A 22,176-nucleotide genomic window follows, 5' to 3' on the forward strand; every position below is an offset into this window, starting at 1 on the left:
AATTGGAACATCATCTTCCACTCTATCTTAGCAAATAAGTTTGGTATGATAGAGAAAAAGGGGGACTGTCTGTGCGGTATTGGGATCATTTCAAACGAGCCTTCATTCCGATTGCGCTTATCTTGATCGGGTTAGCCATCTTTTATACATTATCGGCTCGAGGCAACCTGGCGTTGACTGTTCTCGGGGCGGCCATCGTCGGTGTCATCTTATTTTTAGTGATGCGACATATGAATCGGGTCGAAGAAGACTAACGAGAACACGTTCGCGGTTCTCGTTTTTTGTTGTCCGTGAGATTTTTTGGGTACACTACATAGTAAGGAGGGATTTATTATGGCAAAAGCTACATTTGCGGGAGGCTGTTTTTGGTGCATGGTCAAACCGTTTCATAAATATGAGGGGGTCGAGCGCGTCATTTCCGGCTACACGGGCGGTCACGTCGACAACCCGACTTATCAACAAGTCTGTTCGGAGACGACCGGTCACTTAGAGGCGATTGAAGTCACGTTTGACCCGGAAGTCATCTCATACGAGGAACTGTTGCGCATCTATTGGCGTCAAATCGACCCGACCGATGGCGGCGGGCAATTCAACGACCGCGGCGAGTCGTATCGTCCGGCCATCTTCTATCATTCGGAAGAGCAGCGCACGGCGGCTGAACGCTCAAAACAAGAGGTTGAGGACTCGGGCCGATTCGACCAATCGATCAAAGTCGAGATTCGTCCGGCGAAGACGTTCTGGGAAGCAGAAGACTACCATCAAGACTACTATAAGAAAAATCCGTTCCGTTACGAGATGTACCGGGTCGGTTCTGGCCGGGCCAAGTTCGTGAAAGAGGCGTGGAGTGACAAGAAGATTCAGAAAGAACTGAAAGATCGTCTGACGCCGATCCAATATAAAGTCACACAAGAGAACGGCACCGAACCCCCGTTCCAAAATGAGTATTGGGACGAGGAACGGGAAGGATTGTATGTCGATGTGATCGATGGCACACCGCTTTTCACGTCACGCGATAAATTCCAATCGAATTGCGGCTGGCCGAGTTTCGCCCGACCAATCGAAGAGAAGCGCATCGACATGAACATGGACACGACGCACCATATGGTCCGGACCGAAGTCCGTTCGAAACGGGCCGACAGTCACTTAGGCCACTTATTCGATGACGGTCCGAAAGAGCTCGGCGGCTTGCGCTACTGCATCAACTCGGCAGCGCTCCGTTTCATTCCAAAAGAAGAACTTGAGTCTGCAGGTTATGGAGAGTACAAGCACTTATTCGATGCGTGAAGGAGAGACAGTCATGTTCACATCCGTCAAACAACAAATCCGTCGTGAGACGCTCGCGACCGTCTTGGATTACTACGACAAATCGATTCGCAATTTATCGGAAACGGCCAGAGATGAGAAGTACAACAAGATGAGCGCGACCCCGTTCTCGTTTTTCCGCGGAAGTTCACACTTGTTCTATTACGATTTTGCAAAAGTGCCGCTCGCGTTCGATACCGATGCCTCCCATCCGACGTTCATTCAAGGAGACCTTCACTTTGAAAATTTCGGTGTGTTCGAGGACGGCGCCGGGACGATCATTTACGACGTGAACGACTTCGACGAGGCGTATCTCGGATCTTATTTGTTTGATGTCCTGCGCATGGCCATCTCGGTCGATTTGTTCGCCGCGGAGTCGGGCTTTGACGCGACACGGGCCATCGAGACGTATGCGGAAACATACGCGCTCGCCATCGACCGCTATGCGAAAGGGAAAGATGAGGACGTGCAGTTCACGAAAGCGAACACGTGCAAAGCCATCAAAAAAGTGATTAAAAAAGCAGAGAAGAAGAAAGACGCGTTCATGGCCGAGCGGACGGAAGTGCGGGACGAAGAGCGCTACTTTGCGACAAGTGACGATCTCGTCCCGGTCAGTCCGAAAACCGCTGAGCACATCAAACAGGCATGGCCGGACTATTTGGCGTCCTTGTCAGAGAAGCATCGCCATCACGCCGACCATTACGAGATTAAGGATATCGCCATCAAGCGCGAGAGCGGGACGGCTTCGATCGGGCTCGAACGGTATTACATCTTGATTGAAGGCGCGGATGCGGAGCATGACGAGGACCTCATCCTCGAGATGAAGCAGGCCCAGTCGGCCGTCCCGTCGCTCTTCTTGCCGACGCATCCGTTGTTCGAGGACGGCTTGTCCCATCAAGGGGCCCGGGTCATCGCGGCCCAGCGCGCCATGGTGCATAGCCAAGATCCGTATCTCGGCTATTTGACCATCGACGGGAATGAGTACTATATCCGTCAACGGTCGCCGTATAAGCGGAAAGTGAAGGCGAAACATATTAAAAATGACGAATCGCTCGTTGAGACGTTGAAAGTGCAGGCGGAAATCACGGCTAAAATTCATGCCCGGGCGGATGCGGATGCGAATGTACTCGATTACGAGGCGAGTGAACGGATTGCGGCAGCCATCGGGGCGTCGCACCCGCTATTCATTCGTCAAATCACACGCTGGTCGCAATTTTACGCCAATCAAGTCCGCTTCGACTTCGAGGCGTTCCAATCCTGGCTCAAGACGCGTGAGGAGACACGGGTCTGACGAGCATCGGACTTGCGGCCAGGCCCTCATTTGCCTCAGAATGGAACGGTAAAGGATGTGTGCGACGTATGATTACAGAACAGCAGGTCATCCTGCAGATGAAGCAAGTGATGACACAAATCGAACAGTCGAGCGGAGAGACCCAGAAGCGTCACTTGGCCAAGCTGATGGGCTATTGCGAGCTGTTGCTCGCTGATTCGGCACCGACGCAGCCTACTGTGGCGCCCTTGGCCCAACCGACCGAGGCGAAACCGCCGCTCGATCGGCAGATGGCAGCGTTTCTCGGGATTCCTTTAGAAGAGGAAGACAAACCGAAAACCGATTCATTGCTCGACTTTTAAGCTGTGCCCTTGTGGCGCAGCTTTTTTTGTGAGGCGTTCACGTTGACTTATATACCTTAGGGGGTATAATAAGGTTAACTAAACTATACGTAACGGAGGCGTGCACATGCTTGATTTCTTGTTTGTCGCAGTAGTGATGGGATTGATTTATTTTTGGTGGTCGAAGCGGAACAGCACGAAAACAGTTTCGACGGACGAACTGAAACGGAAGATTGCCGAAGAGCGAAACATTCAATTGCTCGATGTTCGCGAGCCGCACGAATACCGCGGTGGGCATATCAAGCAAGCGAAGAACGTACCATTATCCGGGTTCGGGAATGCGAGCGCCCAATATCCGAAAGATAAAGAACGTCCGGTCTACGTCATCTGTCAGAGTGGGATGCGGAGCCAACGGGCCGCGGCCATGTTGAAGAGCGCAGGCTACACGGACGTCTATTCCGTCAAAGGCGGCATGAGTTTCTGGCGCGGCTAATACGAGATGGAGGCGGTTGAACACATGTTCAACCGTTTTTGTATGGTCTTCGATAAGTTTCACTTTTAGAGGTGAGACTTGCCGTGTGATGTTTCCGCTTTCGGATTTCAGGGGATTCTGCTACGGTAGGAACATAGGAAAGAGAGAGGGGATACCAACATGGCAGTCATTTTATTTGATATCGATGGGACGCTCGTCGACACGACCGGACCGATGACACAAGCAATCCACGAGGCGTTAGAGCAACTTCCACATTTACCGAAACCGAGTGAGGATGCGGTCCGATCGGGGTACGGATTGGCCGGTAACGCGTTCTGGGAGCACGTCATCCCAGAGGCGACAATCGAGGAGATTCACCAAATCCGCAAGCTCCGCCACGAGACGCTCGAACGGGCGATGGAAGGCCAGCACGTCTTGTTCGACGGGATTTACGAGATGCTCGAGGCGCTCCATGCGAACGGGCATACGTTGACGACCGCGAGCAACTGCGGCGTCCATTACTTGAACCTCATGCTCGACACACAAAATATCCGCCAGTTCATGACGGCACCCGAATGTCTCGAATCCGTGAACGGCGAGAAGAAAGCCGACATTTTGACGGCGCATCGTCTCCGTCACGGTGAGAACGACTACGTGATGGTTGGGGACCGGAAATCCGATGTCGAAGCAGCTCGGGCCCACGACTTCCCTGTCGTCTTGACTGGTTTCGGCTTCGGCAACGAAGACGAGTGGGCGCTCGCAGATCATGTGATTGCGACACCGAACGATTTGATCGCCTATATCGAAGCATAAAAAAAATCCGGTTGAACATGATGTTCAACCGGATTTTTTTATAGCCCGAGCGAGATGTATTTCACTTCTAAAAACTCTTCGATGCCGTGGTGGCCGCCTTCGCGGCCGAGACCGCTCTGTTTCCACCCGCCGAACGGGGCTTGCGGCGTCGACGGGAGACCATCATTGACGCCGACGATGCCGTATTCGAGCGCTTCGGCCAAATAGAGGGCCTCGTTGATGTCTTGCGTGAACACATAGGCAGCAAGCCCGAACGGCGTCGCGTTCGCCCGTTCGATCACTTCCTCGAGAGTATCGAACGACGCAATCGGGGCGACAGGACCGAACGTCTCCTCGTTCATGCACAGCATATCCTCATTCGCATAGCGAACGACGGCCGGACGGACGAACAGGCCATCGAGCTGCTCTCCGCCCGTGATCTCGCCACCGCGGATTTGAGCGTCTTCCAAGTGCTTCATCACTTTCTCGACCGCGGCCTCGTCGATGAGCGGACCGATATCGGTCCCTTCGTCGAGCCCGTTGCCGACTTTGAGCGCTGCGACGGCCTCGATGAATTTTTCGGCGAACGCATCGACGATGGATTGCTCAACATAAATCCGGTTGGCACAGACACACGTCTGTCCGCCGTTACGGAACTTCGTCGCGACGGCTTGGGGCACGGCCTTGTCGAGATCTGCCTGCGCTGTGACGATGAGCGGAGCGTGACCACCGAGCTCGAGTGAGATTTTCTTCATCGTATCGGCGGCGCCGCGCATGAGCGTCTTGCCGACCTCGGTCGAACCGGTGAACGTCAGTTTGCGGACACGGGGATCGTGTTGCCACGCATTCACGATGTCAGAAGCTTTGCCGGTGACGAGATTGATGACACCGGGTGGAAAACCGGCTTTCTCGGCCAGCTTGACGAGTTCGATGGCCGTCAGTGGTGTCGCAGATGCCGGTTTTAGGACGACGGTGCAACCTGCGGCCAGAGCCGGTGCGAGCTTCCGGGTGATCATCGCCGCCGGGAAATTCCACGGGGTGATGGCGGCGACGACGCCGACCGGTTGTTTGATGGCGAAGATGCGTTTCTTGTTCGACGAGGCCGGGATGGTCTCGCCGTACACGCGTCTTCCTTCAGCGGCATACCACTCGATGAAGCCGTTCGCGTAACGTACTTCGCCGATGGCTTCTTGGAGCGGCTTGCCTTGCTCTTCGACCATCGTCCGAGCGATGGCTTCCGTATGTTCATCAATCAGGCGATTCCATTCGAGTAGCAGGGCACCCCGTTCTTCGGCTGTCTTCTCTTGCCAGTCCTTCAAGGCGTCGTGGGCGGCATCGACAGCCTGTTTCGCTTCGGCCGTGTCACTCTTTGTCACCGTGGCCATGATGTTGCCGGTCGCGGGATTCCGCACCTCGATCGTGTCCGATGTATCAATCCATTCTCCATTGATGAAATTGTTCTCCACTCGCATCTTGATTTCCCCTTTCGTCTAGGTCACATTGTAAAAGTACCCGTTTTCAAAAATCATACACAATTTTACAAAGGGAGGGTTCATCATGTGGGTCATTATCGTGGGGTATTTTGTCGGCAGCATCCTGGGCGGGCGCTTATACGGTATGTGGAGTGGTCAACACCTGGCTACGATCGGATCGGGAAACACAGGTGCCCGCAATGCGTTACGAATCGGCGGAAAGCAGGCCTTCTTATTCGTCTATGGGTTTGACATCTTGAAGACGGTGCTCGTGTTGTCGATCAGTGGTCCATACTTCTTTGAGACCGGGCTCGCTTTGACAATCGGTCACATTTATCCGATTTGGCATATTCGTTCCGGAGGGAAGGGGTACGCCGTATTTTCTGGAATTATATTAGCGTACAGCCCGCTATGGTTTATAGCAGGACTTTCCACGTTGCTCTTGCTCATCAAACTGACGGGGAACTCACGTGAGACCGGGCTCGTCATGCTCGTGCTCCTTCCGCTCGCCGCGTGGGGCGACGCAACAGATGTCGGTGTGGCCAGTTTGACGATGATTTTGATCATGTACCATCATATAAGGGGGAAACAACGTGCTTGAATTTCGAAGAGCGACGCCGGGGGATGCGGAAGCGATTCATCGATTGAACTATGAGACGTTTGTCGAAGAAATCCCGCAACACCATTCGAATGCGGAGCGACGACTCGTCGATCGCTTCCATGATACGAATACATACTGGATTGGATTGGCGGACGGACAGCTTGTCGCGATGTGTGCCATCCGCGACGAGCACCCGTTCTCACTTGAACAAAAAGGTGTGACGCTACCGCCGGGAGAATGGATTGAAGTGCGGCTACTGGCTGTGACGCCCGCCTATCGGAACACGAGGACATTTGCCGGACTCATGCGAGCGATGCTTATGGAGGCAACAGAACGAGGCGTGGAAGGGATTGTCATCAGTGGGACCATACGCGAACAGAAGCTGTATCGACGCTTCGGATTTACCCCGTTCGCAGAAGCGGTTGGGACGGCGGAGGCGTTATACGTGCCGATGCAGTTGACTCGATCTGGATTTATGCAGTCAGAGACCGCTCGAATATTGCGTCCGAAGCTACTCCTCGCCGGTCCCGTCGAGCTGTCATCCCAAGTGCGGTCTACTTTGGCCGTGCAGCCGTTATCGCACCGGTCCGCCGAAGCCAGCCGTTTGCTCCATTCTGTCCAATCGAAGTTGAGCGACCTCGTCAAGTTGCCCCATGTCTACACGTTACTCGGCAGCGGGACGATCGCGAACGACGCTGTCGCCGCCCAGTTGATCGGACGTGGCGTGATCATCGACACTGGGGAGTTTGGGCACCGCCTGATCGACCATGCCGAGCGGGCTGGTCTTGAATTTGATGTCGTCCCGCTTTCGGGCGGACGTCGTCTCGACCTGGAGCAAATCGAACAACACGAACCGGATTGGATTTGGACGGTCCATTGCGAGACATCGACGGGGAGAATGGTCGACCTTGAAGCGTTGCGTCACTATACACGCAAGTATGGAACGATGATCGCGATTGATGCAATCAGTGCAGTCGGTACGAAACTGACCGACTATTCGTTCGCGCACTTTGTGACATTCGTTTCTGGGAAGGCGCTACGCAATGCACCAGGGTTGGCGTTTGTCGCGATGAAACATCGAGCCGTTCCGAACCCATCGATTCCGCGCTATTTGGACTTGGCTGGCTATGACCCGATCGCCTTCACGCAATCGGTCCCGCTCATTCAAGCGATGGACATCGCGTTGACCGAACTGACAGACGTGGAGATTGCGACACATCAATCAAAACTCGATGTGTTCGTGAATGAACTTCTGCGTCGGGGCGTACCGCTTGAGATTGGAGACGACCAAGCGCCCGGCATTTTTTCAATCACGCTCCCGGAGAACCTTTCCTCGCTTGAACTAGGACTTCAGTTGACGTTCCATGGCTATCAAGTGCAATATGAGAGCTCTTATTTACGGCGTGCGAACTGTCTCCAAGTCTCGACGATGGGATGGACGACCGAACGGGATATGCAACAAGTCGCCACCTATATCGGGACATGGCTCCAGAAAAAAACCGCCACTCGAGAGAGTGACGGGGTCAGACACGGAAATCTTGGCGGGCCAAATGACGAATCTTTCGACCGAGGCGTCTTGAATTGAAGTAGGCGACGACGGCGACGACGCCACCTGACCAAAACAGCCACTCGTCAGGTCGGACATAGCCGAACAGGCCGACGAGCAGTCCAAGGATGATGACACCTGAGTTGAACGTCTGGCGGTGGAGCAGTTCCTTGGACTCGAGGTCGCGTTGGAACATCGCCTGCTCGGACAGTCGCTTCCGGGTCGGTTCTTTCAAGTAGTTATCGAGCAACGGCGGGACGTTCAGTAACTTCTTCCCGTAGTTGAGCGCCGTCATGACATAACGGTTCTGAATCGTCGTCCCATCTGACTCGAGCCATTGGATGACGATCGGTTTACCGAGCGTGAACAAATCGATTTTCGGGTCGAGGATTTGCAGAATCCCGAGCAGCGTCGAAGCGGCCCGACCGAAGAAGGCGAACTCGGCCGGTAATTGGATCGGCTCGTTCTTTACGAGCAGTTGGATGTCTTGTAGCACTTTCTCAATCAACTTCGTATCGACCGTATCGATATCGGTCTCTAAGTAGAACGTGACCGCCTTCTCGAGCGCTTGGCGAATATTATGTTTGTTCGCCGTCGGCAACAAGAAACGCAAATCTTCAAGTCCGTCGACGACTCCGTCATAATCGAGCGAGATGAACGCCTGCAAGATTTTCCGAATCGTCGCCATGTCCTGGGCAGTCGATGACCCGACCATCCCGAAATCGAGCAGGATGATCGTCCCGTCGGCCCGGATTTGGACATTTCCGGGGTGGGGGTCGGCGTGGAATTGTCCGCCGAACAGCAGTTGCTCGGCTGCCATCGTGAACAAGCGTTCGGCAAGCGCGGAGCGGTCGATGTTGTTTTCTTTTAAGAAGGCGAGATCGGTGATGCGGCGGGCATCGACCCAATCCATCGTCAACACCCGGTTCGTGCACAGATGGTCGTAATAGTCCGGAATGTACACATCGGGGTTGTCAGCGTATTTCGCTTTGAAATAATGGGCGTTCTTCAATTCGGTTTGGAAATTTAACTCGTCCCCGATGACAAAAATCATTTGGCGATATAAGCTATCTAAGTCGGTCGATTTTGCCAGCGAGGTCCGTTTGAGCATCGTCGTGACGATTCGCATCGCTTTAAAGTCGGTCCGAATGATTTTTTCTATATCCGGACGCTGGATTTTTAGGGCGACACGCTTCCCGGTTTCCAGGAGTGTGGCGCCGTACACTTCCCCGATCGAAGCAGAGGCGACGGCGTCGATGCCGACGTCTTTCACGACTTGGGTGTAGGGGACGCCCCATTCTGCTTCGAGGATGGCGCGGGATTTGTCCCAGCCTGAAGTCGGGACGCGGTCGACGAGCTCAGATAACTCGTTCAATACGGACGGAGGCAACAAGTCGGCCCGAATCGATAGAAATTGTCCAAGCTTGATCAGCAGTCCTTCGAGCCGGAGTGCGTTTCGCTTATACTCGCGGGCGAGGTTCAACATGAGCGCCTCATACTCTTCGGTCGACGCGAGACCTTGCTGCTGTTTGCGGGAGAATGCATAAATTTTAATGATGAATCGGGCGAACATCGTGACGATAATCCATATGCGGAACAAGGCGATTCGTTTCATAAAAGTACCGACATCCTTTACAAGCAGTCGCTCGACTGATCTGATTTTTTGTATCTTAACTTTACCACAGAATGCTTTGAAGAAAGGGCAAGGGATGTTTATGGAGTGGGAATTACTCAACGTCGTCGGAACGATTGCGTTCGCGGCGAGCGGTGCCATCATCGCGATGGACGAGAAATATGATATTTTTGGGGTGTGGTTGCTCGCTTTCACGACAGCTTTCGGTGGCGGGGCCATCCGAAACGTCTTGCTCGGAAACCCCGTCAGCTTGATTTGGCAACAAAACGACCTCTTCATCCTTTGTTTTCTTGTCGCGTTGCTCATCTTCCTGCTGCCGAACGTCGTCTTGCCTCATTGGGAGCGCTGGGGCGTCATCGTGGACGCCATCGGGCTCGTCGCTTTTGCGTTTCAAGGCGCACAAGTCGCCATCAAGCTGGATTTACCGTTATCGGCGGCCATCGCTGCGGCGGTGCTGACAGGTGTCGGCGGTGGGGTCGTCCGTGATTTATTGGCCGGTCGGAAACCGCTTGTCCTCCAGTCGGAAGTGTATGCGATGTGGGCGATCATCATCGCGGTCGTCACGTATTATTTCCGGCTGGAAGGTGGACTTCCCGTCTACACGTTACTCATTGTCGTTGCGGCGCTTCGAGTGATATCCTACTATCGAAAGTGGAATTTACCTGCACGGAAAGTGCGATAAGGGGGAAAACTTGTATGAAACTATTGCTTATCATTGGCGCTGCCTTAATGGCGCTTGGCGTCGCCCTAGGCGCTTTCGGGGCCCATGCCTTGAAAGAACGTCTGACACCGAACATGCTTGCCAACTGGCAGACGGGCGTGCTCTATCATATGATTCACGCCATCGGGATTATCGCCTTAGCGAGCATTTTGATGAAAGTGAGCATCAGCCAGTTCAACACGGCAGGCTGGCTCATGTTTGCCGGAATTCTCTTTTTCTCAGGCAGCCTATACGTCATGGCGTTGACCGGAATCACGAAGCTCGGGGCGGTCACGCCGATTGGTGGCGTCTTGTTTATCGCAGCTTGGATGTTCGTCATCATCGGCGCGCTCAAACTGTAATCAAACGTTAACGTGTGATTAACAGTCATCGTGTAACATTCTAAGTGTGAGACCCCTCGTCTTCACACGACAACGAACAATTGGCCCAGTTGGCCTCTTCGCTTTGAGCGAGAGACCAGCCGGGCCCTTTTTACGTTTTTTGGGAATGGTTAGACTTAGAAAAACGACTGGATGATGTTATTTAAATATAAGGTCAATGATTTCCTATTTTCAACTATTGTTACAAAAGTGTTTCGAGAAAAGAAAAGTGAAAAAATGTTGAAATATAAAGGGGTGAGGAGCTACATAAGGTTTCGGCTTCATCAGTCGTAATAAAAGTGAAATATAACTTTAACAGGAAAACATTCGACACTTCGATATAATTAGTCGTGTTGAAACTAAAAAATTAATCGTTTTTGTTACATAGCAAAACGACTGACCTTAAATAGAACGTGAACCCCGACCCCGTCATATAGAAAGGATGTCCCCATTGATCAATTGGAAACGCACCGTCTCGACACTTACGCTTAGCGCGCTTCTTCTTGGGACGCACTCGGTGGCTGATGCCTCGACGTCAATCAAGGAGAAACAAGAACAGCAGAAAAAAGTGCAAGAGAAACGAAATAACGTCAAACAAAACCAATCGAACACGTCTTCGAAAATCAAGCAAAACAAAAATGAAATCTCGAAAGTTCAAACTGAAGTCAACAAGATGGACGCCCAGCTTCAAGACATCATTAACGATGTCGCGGCAAAACGCCAAGAAATCAAGCGCACCGAGTTGAAGATTGAAGACCTCGAGAAAGATATTAAAGGTTACGAGAAAAAGATGAAGGCTCAAGAAGAAATGATGAAAGAGCGCATGGCCGCGATGCAAACGAACGGCGGCGGCTCGATCAACTGGGCTGAATTCATCTTCGGATCGAAAAACTTCTCGGATTTGATCACGCGCATGATCACGGCCGGAACGATTCAACGGAGCGACCAAGAGTTGTTCGAAGACTACGAAGCGACGCGTCAATCGTTACAAGAAGCGCAAGCGTCACTGAAAGAAGAGCGGGCCTCGCTCTTAACGCAACAAAAGGCGCTTGAAGTGCGCCAAGCTCAACTCGAGAAGAAGATGAAAGAGCGCGAAGCTCGCATCAAAGAGCTCGAGGATAAGAATATCGAATTCGAATCGCAAATCTTCGACCTTCAAGAAATCGAAGCGACGTTAATCGCCCAAGAAGAAGCGATTGCGGCTGAGATTGAAGCCCAGCGTCGCGAGGAAGAAGAAGCACGTCGTCGCGCTGAAGAGGCGGCTCGTCAAGAAGCAGCACGTAAGGCTGAAGAAGCTCGTCAAGCGGAAGCGGCCCAAGCGGCAGCAGCGGCCCGTCAAGCAGAAGCAGAACGTGCGGCAGCGGCTAAAGCCGAGGCAGAACGAGCAGCAGCTCAGAAACAGCAGAACAATAACAATAATACCCAGTCATCTGCGTCTTCAAACCAGACGGCTCAAAATAATACACCAGCTCCAAAACCGGCTGCACCAGCACCTAAACCAGCACCGGCACCTAAACCAGCGCCAGCACCAGCGCCTAAACCGGCACCGACGGCACCGACAACTTCGACGCCAGCACCATCGGGCGCGATGTTCATTCAACCGGCGGCAGGACGTTATACGCAAGGTTTTGGACCGGCAAGCGGTCAATTCGGCTACACGTTCCATAACGGTGTCGACATCGCCGGACCTGTCGGGACGCCAATCCGTGCCTCGGCAACCGGAACGGTCATCCGTGCCGGCTGGGGTGGCGCTTACGGGAATCACGTCATGATCGCCCACGTCATCAACGGACAAGTATGGACAACGGTCTATGCCCACTTAAACTCGGTCTCGGTCAGTGCCGGCCAACGTGTGACGCAAGGGTCGAACATCGGTGGACTCGGGAACACGGGTAACTCTTCAGGCCCGCACCTTCACTTCGAGATCCACAAAGGCAGCTACTCGTACTCGTCATCGAGCGCGGGCAGCACGGTCAACCCACGTCAGTTCTTCTGATTTTCCACGAGCACCCGTCAATCGTGACAGGTGCTCGTTTCAATGTGCCTGAAGAGCGAACAACAAGCGCCTATCCGTATCGGATAGGCGCTTGTTTCAGTTGGCTTGTTCGATGTCGTCCGATTGAGCGTTTGCTTTACGGAAGCGCTCGCGGACGAGATAGATGATGGTCAATCCGACCAACCATGGAATCCCGAACTTGAGCAAAATGTTGAAATCGGTGAACCATGTCGTGATCATCAGACTGAGCAACAGCAAGGCACCGAGTAACGGTAGGAACGGATAACCGATCATGCGGACCGGCAATTTGCGCCCTGTCCATTTTTTGCGGAAGAACAAATGCGAGACGAACACCATGAACCATGTGAAGATGGCTCCGAACATCGAAATCCCCATGAGGAACGGATACGATGTTTCCATGAACACTTGAAGCAGCGCCGCGAGAATGATTCCGCCTGTCGAGACGAGCAATGCGGACATTGGAATCCCGCTACCGCTGACCTTTTTAAAGATACGCGGAGCATCGCCGGCTTCGGCGAGGGAATACATCATCCGCGTCGATGCGTAGAGTTGGGCGTTCATCGCCGACAAGGCGGCGATCAAGATGACAAAGTTTAAAATGCCGGCTGCGCCAGGCACGTCGAATTGTTGCATGACGAGAACGAAGGGGCTTTGATCGATGCCCGCTTCCTGCCATGGGATGAGCATAAGCATGATGGCGATTGTGACGAGATAAAAGAACGTCAACCGGAATACGGTCGCACGCAACGCTTTCGGTACGGCGCGGTCCGGGTCTTTCGCTTCGCCGGCCGTGACGGCGACGAGCTCGGTCCCGAGGAAACTGAAGAGGGAGATGAAAATCGTCACCCACATCCCATAAAACCCGAAGGCGAAGAAACCTTCGTCACCGGTCGTGATCGATTCGATTGGTGAACCGGGTTGACCGAACAGCGAGGCGGCCCCGAGGACGATAAAGAGAATGATGGCAGTCACTTTGATAAACGATAACCAGTATTCGGTCGTCCCGAACGTATGGACGTGCCGGGCGTTCACATAAATAAGCAAACCGCCGAAGAGGGCGACCCAGACGAATCCGTTCACATCAGGGAACCAGTACCGCATATAGATGGCGATCGCGCTCACTTCGACGCCGATGGCGAGGACGTTAGCGACCCAGTACGAGTAGCGGACCAAAAAACCGGCGAGCGGATGGACATACCGTTCGGCGATCGTGCCGAACGAGCCAGAGGTCGGATGGGCGACCGTCATTTCGGCGAGACAGCCCATCAGTAAGAGGACGATGAACGCCCCGATGGCGTAACTGACGAGCACGCTCGGTCCTGCCGTTTGAATGGCGAGCCCGCTTCCGAGGAAGAGGCCCGTCCCGATGGCACTACCGAGCGAAATCATCGTCAACTGTCGCGTGGACAGTTCACGTTTTAATTTGCTAGTTTCCAAAGTTAATTCTCCTTTAGTTGAGTGAAGTGTTGTTGGGGACGACTATAGCAGACAAAAAAATCGGGTGTCAACTCGCGAAATCGTAAAAGACGGTATCGATTTGACCGCACCTATAGAAGCAAAGTTTTTTTGCACGCTTTTGTTTGACAGGAGGTTTCCCGCCCTGTATAGTACGAGTTAACTTAACTGAAACGAATAAAGGCGTCGACGAAGAGAAGTAACGATGGTCCCCGTATGACAGAGAGCTGATGGTTGGTGTGAATCAGTATGCGGGACGTCGCGAATGGACTTCCGAGCTCTAAACCGAAACTTTTAGTAGGCTTTAGCGGGTCACCCACCGTTACCATGGGAAAGCGGATGATTGTCCGTGAAGTGGGTTCTACGGAACCAACGAAGGTGGCACCACGGGGTTACTCGTCCTTCTCATAGCGTAAGCTATGAGAAGGGCGGGTAACCCTTTTTCGTTTCAATGCATAGTAAATCAGTGATTGAGAAGAGTAGCGTGGACAAGTCTCGTCAAGAGAGCCGGGGGTGGTGGGATCCTGGCCGAGACATTTACGTGAATGGGCTCATGAGAGCATGGCTGAATCAAGTAGGTCATGACGGCTTCCTCCGTTATCGGGATACGATGTGATAGCATCGGAAAGTGGGATCGATCGATCCAACGAGAGGTGGCACCGCGGTCCAAACCGTCCTCCATACGACAGACGTCGTATGGAGTTTTTTTATACCCAAAATGCTTGAGGAGGAACGGACATGTTAACACGACTATTGACGAACCCATTGACGACGAACGAAATGAAACTGGCGGCGGCCGAGCTGTTCCAAGCTGACGAAGCGCAAATCGCCGAGGTGTTACTCGCCATGAAAGCGCGTGGTGAGACGGCCGAGGAGATGGCTGGACTCGCTGATTACATCCGTGAGGCGGCAACGTTCCCCGAGACGTCGCTTCCTGTGCTCGACGTCTGTGGCACGGGCGGGGACGGGGCGAACACGTTCAACATCAGCTCGACGGTCGCGTTCGTCTTGGCGGGGCTCAACATCCCGGTCGCCAAACATGGGAATCGCAGCGTGTCGAGCCGATCCGGCAGTGCCGACGTCCTCGAGTCATTGAATATCCCCATCGTCCAAAGTCATGAGGCGATGCTCGCCGACCTCGAGCGGACGAACTTGAGCTTCTTGTTTGCCCAACATATCCATCCGGTCATGAAACATGTCATGCCGGTCCGGAAACGACTGGCGACGGCGACCATCTTCAATCAAATCGGTCCGTTGACGAACCCGCTCAAACCGAAACGCCAATTGATTGGCGTGTACCATCCATCGCTCATCGAGAAGATGGCGACGGCGATGCGCCATCTCGGCGTCGAGCGCGGCATGGTCGTCCATGGGGCAGGGGGCCTCGATGAAGCGAGTCTCGCCGGCAGAAACGATGTCTTGTTCTTCAATGGCGACAAAGTGGCCCGCTACACCGTCGACCCGCGCGATGTCGGATTGATGCGAGCGCCACTTTCGGCTCTCCAAGGCGGGACACCAGCTGAGAACGCTGCGACGCTCCTAGCCGTCTTGAACGGAGAGAAGGGACCGGCACGGGATGTCGTCTTATTGAACGCCGCGCTCGCCCTTTGTACGTACGGAAGCGTCCAGAGGCTTCGCGACGGGGTCGCCTTAGCTGCAGCGAGCATCGATGAAGGAAACGCCATCCGCGTGCTCAAACAATTACAACGAACGGAGGTTGGAGCATGAGCTACTTGACGAAAATCATCGGCACGAAAATCGAAGAGGTCAATCAACTAGAAGAGATCGAGGTGACAAGAACAGCACCCATCTCATTACCACGTTTAATGGAGGAAGGGTTTCATGTCATCGCCGAGATTAAACGGGCCTCCCCATCCAAAGGGTTGATTCGCGGCGAAGTGGACGTCGCGAGCCGGGCCCGGACGTATGAGCGGGCAGGAGCGACAATGATTTCCGTATTGACGGACGCGACGTATTTTCAAGGCTCGTTCGACGACTTGCGCGCCGTCGCGGCCGCCGTCGATATCCCGGTCCTTTGTAAAGATTTCATCATCGACGAACGACAACTCGACCGGGCCAAGGCGGCCGGGGCGAGTGCGGCACTGTTGATCGTCGCGGCGCTTCATCCGAGCCGGCTACACGCCTTGAAGACGTATGCCCAATCAATCGGTCTCGACGTCCTTGTCGAAGTGCACGACGAGGACGAGCTCAAGACGGCACTCGAACTCGGAGACGTCTTGATCGGCATCAATAATCGTAACTTGAAGACGTTCGAGGTCTCGCTCGATACATCGGTCGACTTGATGACGAAATATCCCGACGTCGCGTTCGTCAGCGAGAGCGGTGTCAGCACAGGAGCGGCGGCCCGTCGGCTACAGACAGCCGGGGCTCGAGCGATTCTCGTCGGGGAGGCGCTCATGCGACAGGACGACCCGACAGCCTTGATCGAGGAGTTGACATCATGTTCGTTAAAATATGTGGACTGACGACTGAGGCCAGTGTCGTCACAGCGGTAGAGGCGGGAGCGGATGCCATCGGGTTCGTGTTTGCGGACAGTCCGCGACAGGTCGATATCGAAACGGCGCAACGATTGCGACAGTTGATTCCTGACGGGGTTCGGGTCGTCGGCGTGTTTCTCGACCCGACAGTCAAAGAAGTCGAAGCTGCCGTCGCTTGCGGCTTGACCGACATTCAATTGCACCGTCGGACGCGCCCGCTTGAAGCGTTCCGTCAGTTCGGGCTTCCGCTCATCGAAGCGGATCGCCTGTCAGAGGCTGATGTTATCTTACTCGACGCCCCGACACCGGGCAGTGGTCAGACGCTCGATTGGGGAACGCTTGAGCGGCCGGAGCGAACGTTCTGGCTCGCCGGTGGATTGACCGTCGACAATGTCGGCGCGGCGATTCGCGCCATGCGACCGGACGGCGTCGACGTCTCGAGCGGTGTGGAAACAAATAAACAGAAGGATCATGATAAAATTCGCGCGTTCATCCGACGCGCCAAGGAGGAAACACCATGTATACACAACCAGTGAACGGAAAGTTTGGCCCATACGGTGGGAAATATATCCCTGAGACGCTCATGCAAGCGGTCGAAGAGCTCGAAGTGGCTTACGAGGAAGCGAAACAAGACCTTGAGTTCCAAGAACGGTTCAATGATCTTCTCAGCGAGTATGTCGGTCGTGAGACGCCGCTCTATTATGCGGAGAACATGAGCCGCCGCCTCGGAACGAACGTCTATTTGAAACGAGAAGACTTGAATCATACCGGTGCCCACAAAATCAACAATACGATTGGCCAGGCGCTTCTCGCCAAACGAATGGGCAAACGAAAAGTTGTCGCCGAAACAGGGGCTGGACAGCACGGTGTTGCCACGGCGACGGTGTGCGCACTCCTCAATCTCGAGTGCACCATTTTCATGGGTGAGGTCGACGTCGAGCGTCAAGAATTGAACGTGTTTCGGATGGAACTGCTCGGTGCGACCGTCGTTCCCGTCAAGTCGGGGAGCCGGACATTGAAAGATGCCGTCAACGAGGCGCTCCGTTACTGGGTGAAACACGTCGATGACACGCATTACGTGATGGGATCGGTGCTCGGACCGCACCCGTTCCCGACGATGGTACGCGATTTCCAAAGCGTCATCGGGACAGAGACGCGCCGCCAAGTGCTCGAGAAGACAGGTCGTCTGCCTGACGCGGTCGTCGCCTGTGTCGGTGGCGGTAGCAATGCAATGGGCATGTTCTACCCGTTCTTGAATGACGAAACGGTCGCCTTATACGGTGTCGAGGCGGCAGGAGGCGGTGTTGATACGGACAAGCATGCGGCGACGCTCACGAAAGGCGAGGTCGGGGTGCTCCACGGTTCGCTCATGTATGTTTTGCAAGACGCGGCCGGACAAATCCAGGAAGCGCACTCGATTTCGGCCGGGCTCGATTATCCAGGCGTCGGACCAGAGCACAGCTTCTTAAAAGATATCGAACGGGTCCGCTACGCGGCGGTCACGGACGAGGACGCACTCGCGGCCTGCATGACACTTAGTCGCCAAGAAGGCATCATTCCGGCGCTTGAGTCATCGCACGCGCTCGCCTATGCGGAAACGCTCGCCCAAACAATGGACGCGGACGAAGTGCTCGTCATCTGTCTATCTGGCCGCGGGGATAAGGATGTTCATACGATTCGAGAAAGGGTGACCCAATGATGAGATTAGATGAAGCGATTCGACAGCGGAGTGAAGGGACGGCGTTCGTCCCTTACATCATGGCCGGGGACGGCGGACTCGATCACTTGATTCCGACGATTGAACGGCTAGAAGCGATGGGGGCGACGGCAATCGAGCTCGGTATCCCGTTCTCTGATCCGGTCGCAGACGGTCCCATCATCGAGGCGGCCGGAATGCGCGCCCTCGAACACGGTGTGACGTTGACGGACGTGTTGGACCGTTTAATAGAAGGAACGGGTCGTTTTTCGGTGCCAATCGTCCTGATGACGTACTTGAATCCGGTGTTCCGGTTCGGGGTTGAGCGCTTCTTCGAGCGAGCGGCAGCGTCTGGGGTCAGCGGCGTCATCATTCCCGATTTGCCGTTTGAAGAGAGCCTCGATTTGTTCGCCGGCATCGATCGTCACGGAGTCGCGGTCGTACCGCTCGTCACGTTGACGAGCAGTCAGACGCGAATCGATACGATTTTGAGCCAGGCGGAAGGATTCGTCTATGCGGTGACGCTCAAAGGGACGACCGGGAAGACGGACGTGTTCCCTGATGAGTTACTGGATCACTTGCGGTCATTGACGGAACGGTCGCCGGTACCGGTGCTTGCTGGTTTCGGTGTCCATCGCACCGATCAGGTTCGGACACTCGGGTCGGCCTGTGACGGGGTCGTCGTCGGGAGTTTCATCGTTGAGGCGCTCCATGCGGGACGTGTTCAGGACGTGGCCACGTTGATTGCATCGGCGCGGACGGTCGGCGTAAAAAAATAAGGATCGTGCCGAGGCACGACCCTTATTTATTCTTCGATTTCGATCGTGCGGGTGCTCGAACCGTCATCGGCTTTCGGTACGGTCAAGTGGAGTACGCCGTCTGAGAGTTTTGCTTTGATGGCATCTTCTTTCACGTTCGGCAGATAGAGTGAACGTTGCATCGATGTGACGCGGCGTTCCCGATAGACGTAGTCCTTGTCTTCTTCCTTCTCTTCACGTTGGTCGACCGAGAGGACAAGGTAGTCTTTATCGTAGCGGATGTGGATGTTGTCTTTTTTGATGCCGGGCATCTCCGCCTCGATGACGTATTGGCCGTCTTGGTCCCGGACGTCGAGCTTGAACGAGTCGAGGAACGACGTCGCCCCGTCTTTTGGGTCGAACAGTTGATTCATCCGATCGAAGACATCGCCGAACAAGTCTTTGCGCAATCGATCGAGTTCATTCTTTCGGAATGGCGTCAAATCGAACATAAGAATCCCTCCTTATACAAACGGACAGGCTAGAAGTGTTGTCACTTCTAATCTGTCCGTTTTTTTAAAGGATTAAACTCGGAAATCGTGACAGTTCGATGAAAAAACGAGAGTCACAATTCGACGCGCTCCAACCCGTCCTCCCCGAATTTTCGGTCGAGTTGGTCGTGGCGATATGTCGAGGCGAGGACGTATAACAAGTCACCTGGCTCGATTTTCGTCTGGCCCGTCGGTGGGATGAGGTAGTCTTGGCGGACAATCGCATTCACGACCGTGTTCGGCGGCAAGGTGATATCGGCGAGCGTCTTGCCAATCATTGATGACTCTTCGGTCGCCACGTAAGGGACGAGCTGATGTTGCGATTGTTTGCTCGAGACGAGCGCGATCGTATACGGCGAACGGATCTTATCCGGTCCAAGCAAGTCGAGTTTCGCCGCGAGCGGTGTCAGTGTCGTTCCTTGAATCAAGGCGCTTGTCACGACGACGAAGAAGACGGCATTGAAGATGAGTTGGCTGTTGTCGATGCCCGCGATGAGCGGGAATGTGGCGAGGACGATTGGCACGGCGCCTTTCAGTCCGGCCCACGAGATGAACAGCTTCTCTTTGTGTGTGAACGCCATGTTGATCGTCGATAAATAGACGGCGATCGGGCGGGCGATGAACATCAAGATGAACGAAATGAGCAAGCCTTTCCAGATGAGCTCAGGGTCGAGCAACTGTCTCGGGAAGACGAGCAATCCGAGAATGACGAACATGATGATTTGCATAATCCAGGCGAGCGCCTCGGAAAATTGAACGATGGTCACTTCATGGGCCGTATGCGCATTCCCGACAATCATCGCGGCAAGATAGACGGCGAGCAGTCCGCTGCCGGCAAAGTAGGCGGCGACACCATACGTCATAAAGGCCATCGAGATCATCAAGACAGCATGCAAGCCGCTCGACTCGAGTCGCAAGTGGTTGAGCATGAGTCGGGACAAGTTCCCGAGCATATAACCGACGAACGCCCCGACGAGGAGTTGGAGGATGAACATCCAAAGACCGTCCCAAATCGTCGTGTCAGGCTTTAACATAAAGTCGAGGGCGAGAATCGTCAAGAACATCGCCATCGGGTCATTCGTGCCGGACTCGGCTTCGAGTGTCGAACCAACTTTCGGTGAGATATTCTTCCCTTTAAAGGCGGCGAAGACGGCGGCCGCATCGGTCGAGCCGATGATGGCGCCAAATAGGAAAGATTCCACCCAGTCGAAGCCAAATACGAAACGAACGGCCACTGCGATGAGCCCGGTCGTCAACAAGACACCAATTGTGGCGAGTGAAGCGGACGGGGCGAGGACGCTCCGGATCGACGACCATTTCGTCTGTAAGCCACCTTCGAACAAAATGACGACGAGTGCGGCGACCCCAATCATTTGAGCGAGATCGGTATCGTCGAAGAAAATCAGACCGGTGATATCGCTGCCCATCAGCATACCGATGCCCATAAACAGGATCAAGGCGGGCAGACCAAAACGAGTCGATACGCGTGTGGCCAATACGCCGGCGACAAGGAGCAGACCGAATAATAGAATCAAAATATCAGTACTCAAAATCGGTGCGGTCAAACACATCACTTCCTTTTTCACGTTGATATTTACATGTATTATTAAGTTCATTATACCATGAAATGGTTATGAATTAAGAATCAACGCATCGTTAATTATGCACATTGGAATAATCAGATATAGATGTGGTAAAGTAGGGGAAATCAAAAGGGGGATTCACATGGCTAAAATTCACGTGCTCCATGAAAACAATGAATGGACGAACCATCTCGTCCGACGACTCGAGGAATTGTCACTTCCTTATGAACTGTGGCATCTCGACCAAGGCATCATTGATATCACGGCCGAACCGCCAGAAGGCGTCTTCTATAATCGGATGAGCGCTTCGTCGCATACGCGGGGGCACCGGTACGCGCCGGAGTTGACGGAAGGGGTGCTCGCTTGGCTCGAGGCGAACGGGCGGACCGTCTTCAACGGCACGCGCGCGATTCGGCTCGAAGTGAGCAAAGTCAATCAATATACGGCGCTCCGTCAAGAAGGGATTCGAGTGCCGAAGACGATTGCGGCCGTCGGGAAAGCCCAAATAATCGAGGCGGCCGAGACGCTCGGGATGACGCCGTTCATCACGAAACACAACCGGGCTGGCAAAGGACTCGGGGTGCAACTGTTTCATTCCATCGATGCATTGGAAGCATACGTGAACGGCCCGACGTTCGAGGAGTCGATCGACGGGATCACACTCATCCAGCAGTATATCGAGGCGCCGAAACCGTTCATCACCCGCTGTGAGTTCATCGGCGGCAAGTTCGTTTACGCGGTGCGCGTCGATACATCAGACGGCTTCGAACTCTGCCCCGCCGACGCTTGCTCGATTGAAGACCAGTTTTGCCCGGTCGGCGAGACGCCACCGGCGAAGTTTGAAATCGTCGAAGGATTCAATGACCCGATTATCAAGCAGCTAGAGGCGTTTCTAAAGAACAATCAAATTGCTGTTGCTGGAATTGAGATCATCGAAGACGCGGACGGGAACGTCTACGCGTATGACGTCAACACGAACACGAACTACAACTCGGACGCCGAAGCGAAAGCAGGGCAGTACGGCATGCTCGAACTGGCGACGTTCCTCGGTGACGCCTTGACGGTCACGTCGAAATAAACGCGAAGAAAGGGTCAGGCTTTTGCCTGACCCTCAGATTGTAGACAAAGTC

At 54.0% G+C, this 22,176-nt stretch carries 22 protein-coding genes and 2 other annotated features; of the genes, 17 read left to right on the forward strand and 5 right to left on the reverse strand.

Going from position 1 to position 22,176, the window contains the following annotated elements:
• Positions 1–71 precede the first annotated feature (71 nt).
• The 6 genes from NMQ00_RS01630 (at position 72) to NMQ00_RS01655 (ending at position 4,198) form a co-directional block, all read left to right on the forward strand.
• The gene (locus tag NMQ00_RS01630) at positions 72–254 is read left to right on the forward strand and encodes a hypothetical protein (RefSeq protein ID WP_021065984.1); all 183 of its coding nucleotides are present in this window, start codon (positions 72–74) and stop codon (positions 252–254) included.
• 79 nt (positions 255–333) lie between these two features.
• Positions 334–1,284: a peptide-methionine (S)-S-oxide reductase MsrA gene (gene msrA / locus NMQ00_RS01635; protein WP_255177647.1), complete on the forward strand. Its 951-nt coding sequence runs from the start codon at positions 334–336 to the stop codon at positions 1,282–1,284.
• Positions 1,285–1,297: 13 nt separating this feature from the next.
• A complete protein-coding gene (locus tag NMQ00_RS01640) occupies positions 1,298–2,593 on the forward strand; it encodes a DUF2252 domain-containing protein (protein WP_255177648.1) in 1,296 nt (431 codons plus the stop codon).
• Positions 2,594–2,661: 68 nt separating this feature from the next.
• Positions 2,662–2,934: a DUF5327 family protein gene (locus tag NMQ00_RS01645; protein WP_255177649.1), complete on the forward strand. Its 273-nt coding sequence runs from the start codon at positions 2,662–2,664 to the stop codon at positions 2,932–2,934.
• Positions 2,935–3,040: 106 nt separating this feature from the next.
• Complete coding sequence (locus NMQ00_RS01650; protein ID WP_255177650.1) at positions 3,041–3,406, forward strand: rhodanese-like domain-containing protein; 366 nt, start codon at positions 3,041–3,043, stop codon at positions 3,404–3,406.
• Positions 3,407–3,565: 159 nt separating this feature from the next.
• Positions 3,566–4,198, forward strand: a complete 633-nt coding sequence (locus tag NMQ00_RS01655) for an HAD family hydrolase (RefSeq protein ID WP_255177651.1) — start codon at positions 3,566–3,568, stop codon at positions 4,196–4,198.
• A gap of 38 nt (positions 4,199–4,236) precedes the next feature.
• Here the strand turns inward: NMQ00_RS01655 and NMQ00_RS01660 are convergent, their stop codons facing one another.
• A complete protein-coding gene (locus tag NMQ00_RS01660; RefSeq protein WP_255177652.1) occupies positions 4,237–5,649 on the reverse strand; it encodes an NAD-dependent succinate-semialdehyde dehydrogenase in 1,413 nt (470 codons plus the stop codon).
• Between the two features lie 85 nt (positions 5,650–5,734).
• On the opposite strand from NMQ00_RS01660, the gene NMQ00_RS01665 reads away from it, so the two are divergent.
• On the forward strand, positions 5,735–6,250 hold the full coding sequence (locus tag NMQ00_RS01665; RefSeq protein WP_255177653.1) for a glycerol-3-phosphate acyltransferase: 516 nt from the start codon (positions 5,735–5,737) through the stop codon (positions 6,248–6,250).
• The gene (locus NMQ00_RS01670) at positions 6,243–7,835 is read left to right on the forward strand and encodes a GNAT family N-acetyltransferase (RefSeq protein ID WP_255177654.1); all 1,593 of its coding nucleotides are present in this window, start codon (positions 6,243–6,245) and stop codon (positions 7,833–7,835) included. Before NMQ00_RS01665 ends, NMQ00_RS01670 begins: the two co-directional genes overlap by 8 nt.
• Here NMQ00_RS01670 and NMQ00_RS01675 read toward each other — a convergent pair.
• Entirely contained in the window at positions 7,774–9,411 is a 1,638-nt protein-coding gene (locus tag NMQ00_RS01675) for an ABC1 kinase family protein (protein ID WP_255177655.1), read from the reverse strand. The genes NMQ00_RS01670 and NMQ00_RS01675 overlap by 62 nt on opposite strands.
• Before the next feature lie 94 nt (positions 9,412–9,505).
• Between NMQ00_RS01675 and NMQ00_RS01680 the strand changes: the two genes are divergently transcribed.
• The 3 genes from NMQ00_RS01680 (at position 9,506) to NMQ00_RS01690 (ending at position 12,505) form a co-directional block, all read left to right on the forward strand.
• Positions 9,506–10,111 carry a trimeric intracellular cation channel family protein gene (locus NMQ00_RS01680; protein WP_255177656.1) on the forward strand — a complete coding sequence of 202 codons (606 nt, stop codon included), beginning with the start codon at positions 9,506–9,508 and terminating at the stop codon, positions 10,109–10,111.
• A gap of 14 nt (positions 10,112–10,125) precedes the next feature.
• Positions 10,126–10,491 carry a DUF423 domain-containing protein gene (locus NMQ00_RS01685; protein ID WP_255177657.1) on the forward strand — a complete coding sequence of 122 codons (366 nt, stop codon included), beginning with the start codon at positions 10,126–10,128 and terminating at the stop codon, positions 10,489–10,491.
• A 460-nt stretch (positions 10,492–10,951) separates the two neighbouring features.
• Complete coding sequence (locus tag NMQ00_RS01690) at positions 10,952–12,505, forward strand: murein hydrolase activator EnvC family protein (protein ID WP_255177658.1); 1,554 nt, start codon at positions 10,952–10,954, stop codon at positions 12,503–12,505.
• A gap of 96 nt (positions 12,506–12,601) precedes the next feature.
• Here the strand turns inward: NMQ00_RS01690 and NMQ00_RS01695 are convergent, their stop codons facing one another.
• Positions 12,602–13,963 carry an amino acid permease gene (locus NMQ00_RS01695; RefSeq protein WP_255177659.1) on the reverse strand — a complete coding sequence of 454 codons (1,362 nt, stop codon included), beginning with the start codon at positions 13,961–13,963 and terminating at the stop codon, positions 12,602–12,604.
• A gap of 195 nt (positions 13,964–14,158) precedes the next feature.
• Positions 14,159–14,388, forward strand: a binding site (T-box leader).
• Positions 14,389–14,438: 50 nt separating this feature from the next.
• Positions 14,439–14,663, forward strand: a binding site (T-box leader).
• Positions 14,664–14,719: 56 nt separating this feature from the next.
• On the opposite strand from NMQ00_RS01695, the gene trpD reads away from it, so the two are divergent.
• From trpD to trpA, 5 genes are read left to right on the forward strand one after another with little or no spacing between them, the layout of a single operon-like run.
• Positions 14,720–15,709 (forward strand): anthranilate phosphoribosyltransferase, encoded by a 990-nt coding sequence (trpD, locus tag NMQ00_RS01700; protein ID WP_255177660.1) that lies wholly within the window; start codon positions 14,720–14,722, stop codon positions 15,707–15,709.
• The gene (gene trpC / locus NMQ00_RS01705; RefSeq protein WP_255177661.1) at positions 15,706–16,467 is read left to right on the forward strand and encodes an indole-3-glycerol phosphate synthase TrpC; all 762 of its coding nucleotides are present in this window, start codon (positions 15,706–15,708) and stop codon (positions 16,465–16,467) included. The genes trpD and trpC overlap by 4 nt, the downstream gene beginning before the upstream one ends.
• Entirely contained in the window at positions 16,443–17,015 is a 573-nt protein-coding gene (locus NMQ00_RS01710; RefSeq protein WP_255177662.1) for a phosphoribosylanthranilate isomerase, read from the forward strand. The genes trpC and NMQ00_RS01710 overlap by 25 nt, the downstream gene beginning before the upstream one ends.
• A complete protein-coding gene (gene trpB, locus NMQ00_RS01715; RefSeq protein WP_255177663.1) occupies positions 16,997–18,178 on the forward strand; it encodes a tryptophan synthase subunit beta in 1,182 nt (393 codons plus the stop codon). The genes NMQ00_RS01710 and trpB overlap by 19 nt, the downstream gene beginning before the upstream one ends.
• Positions 18,178–18,954 carry a tryptophan synthase subunit alpha gene (gene trpA / locus NMQ00_RS01720; protein ID WP_255177664.1) on the forward strand — a complete coding sequence of 259 codons (777 nt, stop codon included), beginning with the start codon at positions 18,178–18,180 and terminating at the stop codon, positions 18,952–18,954. Before trpB ends, trpA begins: the two co-directional genes overlap by 1 nt.
• A 26-nt stretch (positions 18,955–18,980) precedes the next feature.
• On the opposite strand, the gene NMQ00_RS01725 is transcribed toward trpA, so the two are convergent.
• Both NMQ00_RS01725 and NMQ00_RS01730 read right to left on the reverse strand, forming a co-directional pair.
• The gene (locus NMQ00_RS01725; RefSeq protein ID WP_255177665.1) at positions 18,981–19,424 is read right to left on the reverse strand and encodes an Hsp20/alpha crystallin family protein; all 444 of its coding nucleotides are present in this window, start codon (positions 19,422–19,424) and stop codon (positions 18,981–18,983) included.
• 113 nt (positions 19,425–19,537) lie between these two features.
• Positions 19,538–21,034: a potassium/proton antiporter gene (locus tag NMQ00_RS01730; RefSeq protein ID WP_255178656.1), complete on the reverse strand. Its 1,497-nt coding sequence runs from the start codon at positions 21,032–21,034 to the stop codon at positions 19,538–19,540.
• 154 nt (positions 21,035–21,188) lie between these two features.
• On the opposite strand from NMQ00_RS01730, the gene NMQ00_RS01735 reads away from it, so the two are divergent.
• Positions 21,189–22,124 (forward strand): ATP-grasp domain-containing protein, encoded by a 936-nt coding sequence (locus tag NMQ00_RS01735; RefSeq protein WP_255177666.1) that lies wholly within the window; start codon positions 21,189–21,191, stop codon positions 22,122–22,124.
• Positions 22,125–22,176 lie beyond the last annotated feature (52 nt).

The sequence above is a fragment of the Exiguobacterium aurantiacum genome, assembly GCF_024362205.1.
Taxonomy (GTDB): Bacteria; Bacillota; Bacilli; order Exiguobacteriales; family Exiguobacteriaceae; genus Exiguobacterium; species Exiguobacterium aurantiacum_B.

Coding starts and splice junctions, on each gene's coding strand:
- trpA (WP_255177664.1), top strand. CDS start 18,178: ATGAGATTAGATGAAGCGATTCGACAGCGGAGTGAAGGGACGGCGTTC.
- NMQ00_RS01640 (WP_255177648.1), top strand. CDS start 1,298: ATGTTCACATCCGTCAAACAACAAATCCGTCGTGAGACGCTCGCGACC.
- NMQ00_RS01675 (WP_255177655.1), bottom strand. CDS start 9,411: ATGAAACGAATCGCCTTGTTCCGCATATGGATTATCGTCACGATGTTC.
- msrA (WP_255177647.1), top strand. CDS start 334: ATGGCAAAAGCTACATTTGCGGGAGGCTGTTTTTGGTGCATGGTCAAA.
- trpC (WP_255177661.1), top strand. CDS start 15,706: ATGAGCTACTTGACGAAAATCATCGGCACGAAAATCGAAGAGGTCAAT.
- NMQ00_RS01685 (WP_255177657.1), top strand. CDS start 10,126: ATGAAACTATTGCTTATCATTGGCGCTGCCTTAATGGCGCTTGGCGTC.
- NMQ00_RS01660 (WP_255177652.1), bottom strand. CDS start 5,649: ATGCGAGTGGAGAACAATTTCATCAATGGAGAATGGATTGATACATCG.
- NMQ00_RS01665 (WP_255177653.1), top strand. CDS start 5,735: ATGTGGGTCATTATCGTGGGGTATTTTGTCGGCAGCATCCTGGGCGGG.
- NMQ00_RS01735 (WP_255177666.1), top strand. CDS start 21,189: ATGGCTAAAATTCACGTGCTCCATGAAAACAATGAATGGACGAACCAT.
- NMQ00_RS01730 (WP_255178656.1), bottom strand. CDS start 21,034: ATGTGTTTGACCGCACCGATTTTGAGTACTGATATTTTGATTCTATTA.
- NMQ00_RS01680 (WP_255177656.1), top strand. CDS start 9,506: ATGTTTATGGAGTGGGAATTACTCAACGTCGTCGGAACGATTGCGTTC.
- trpB (WP_255177663.1), top strand. CDS start 16,997: ATGTATACACAACCAGTGAACGGAAAGTTTGGCCCATACGGTGGGAAA.
- NMQ00_RS01655 (WP_255177651.1), top strand. CDS start 3,566: ATGGCAGTCATTTTATTTGATATCGATGGGACGCTCGTCGACACGACC.
- NMQ00_RS01650 (WP_255177650.1), top strand. CDS start 3,041: ATGCTTGATTTCTTGTTTGTCGCAGTAGTGATGGGATTGATTTATTTT.
- NMQ00_RS01725 (WP_255177665.1), bottom strand. CDS start 19,424: ATGTTCGATTTGACGCCATTCCGAAAGAATGAACTCGATCGATTGCGC.
- trpD (WP_255177660.1), top strand. CDS start 14,720: ATGTTAACACGACTATTGACGAACCCATTGACGACGAACGAAATGAAA.
- NMQ00_RS01645 (WP_255177649.1), top strand. CDS start 2,662: ATGATTACAGAACAGCAGGTCATCCTGCAGATGAAGCAAGTGATGACA.
- NMQ00_RS01710 (WP_255177662.1), top strand. CDS start 16,443: ATGTTCGTTAAAATATGTGGACTGACGACTGAGGCCAGTGTCGTCACA.
- NMQ00_RS01690 (WP_255177658.1), top strand. CDS start 10,952: ATGTCCCCATTGATCAATTGGAAACGCACCGTCTCGACACTTACGCTT.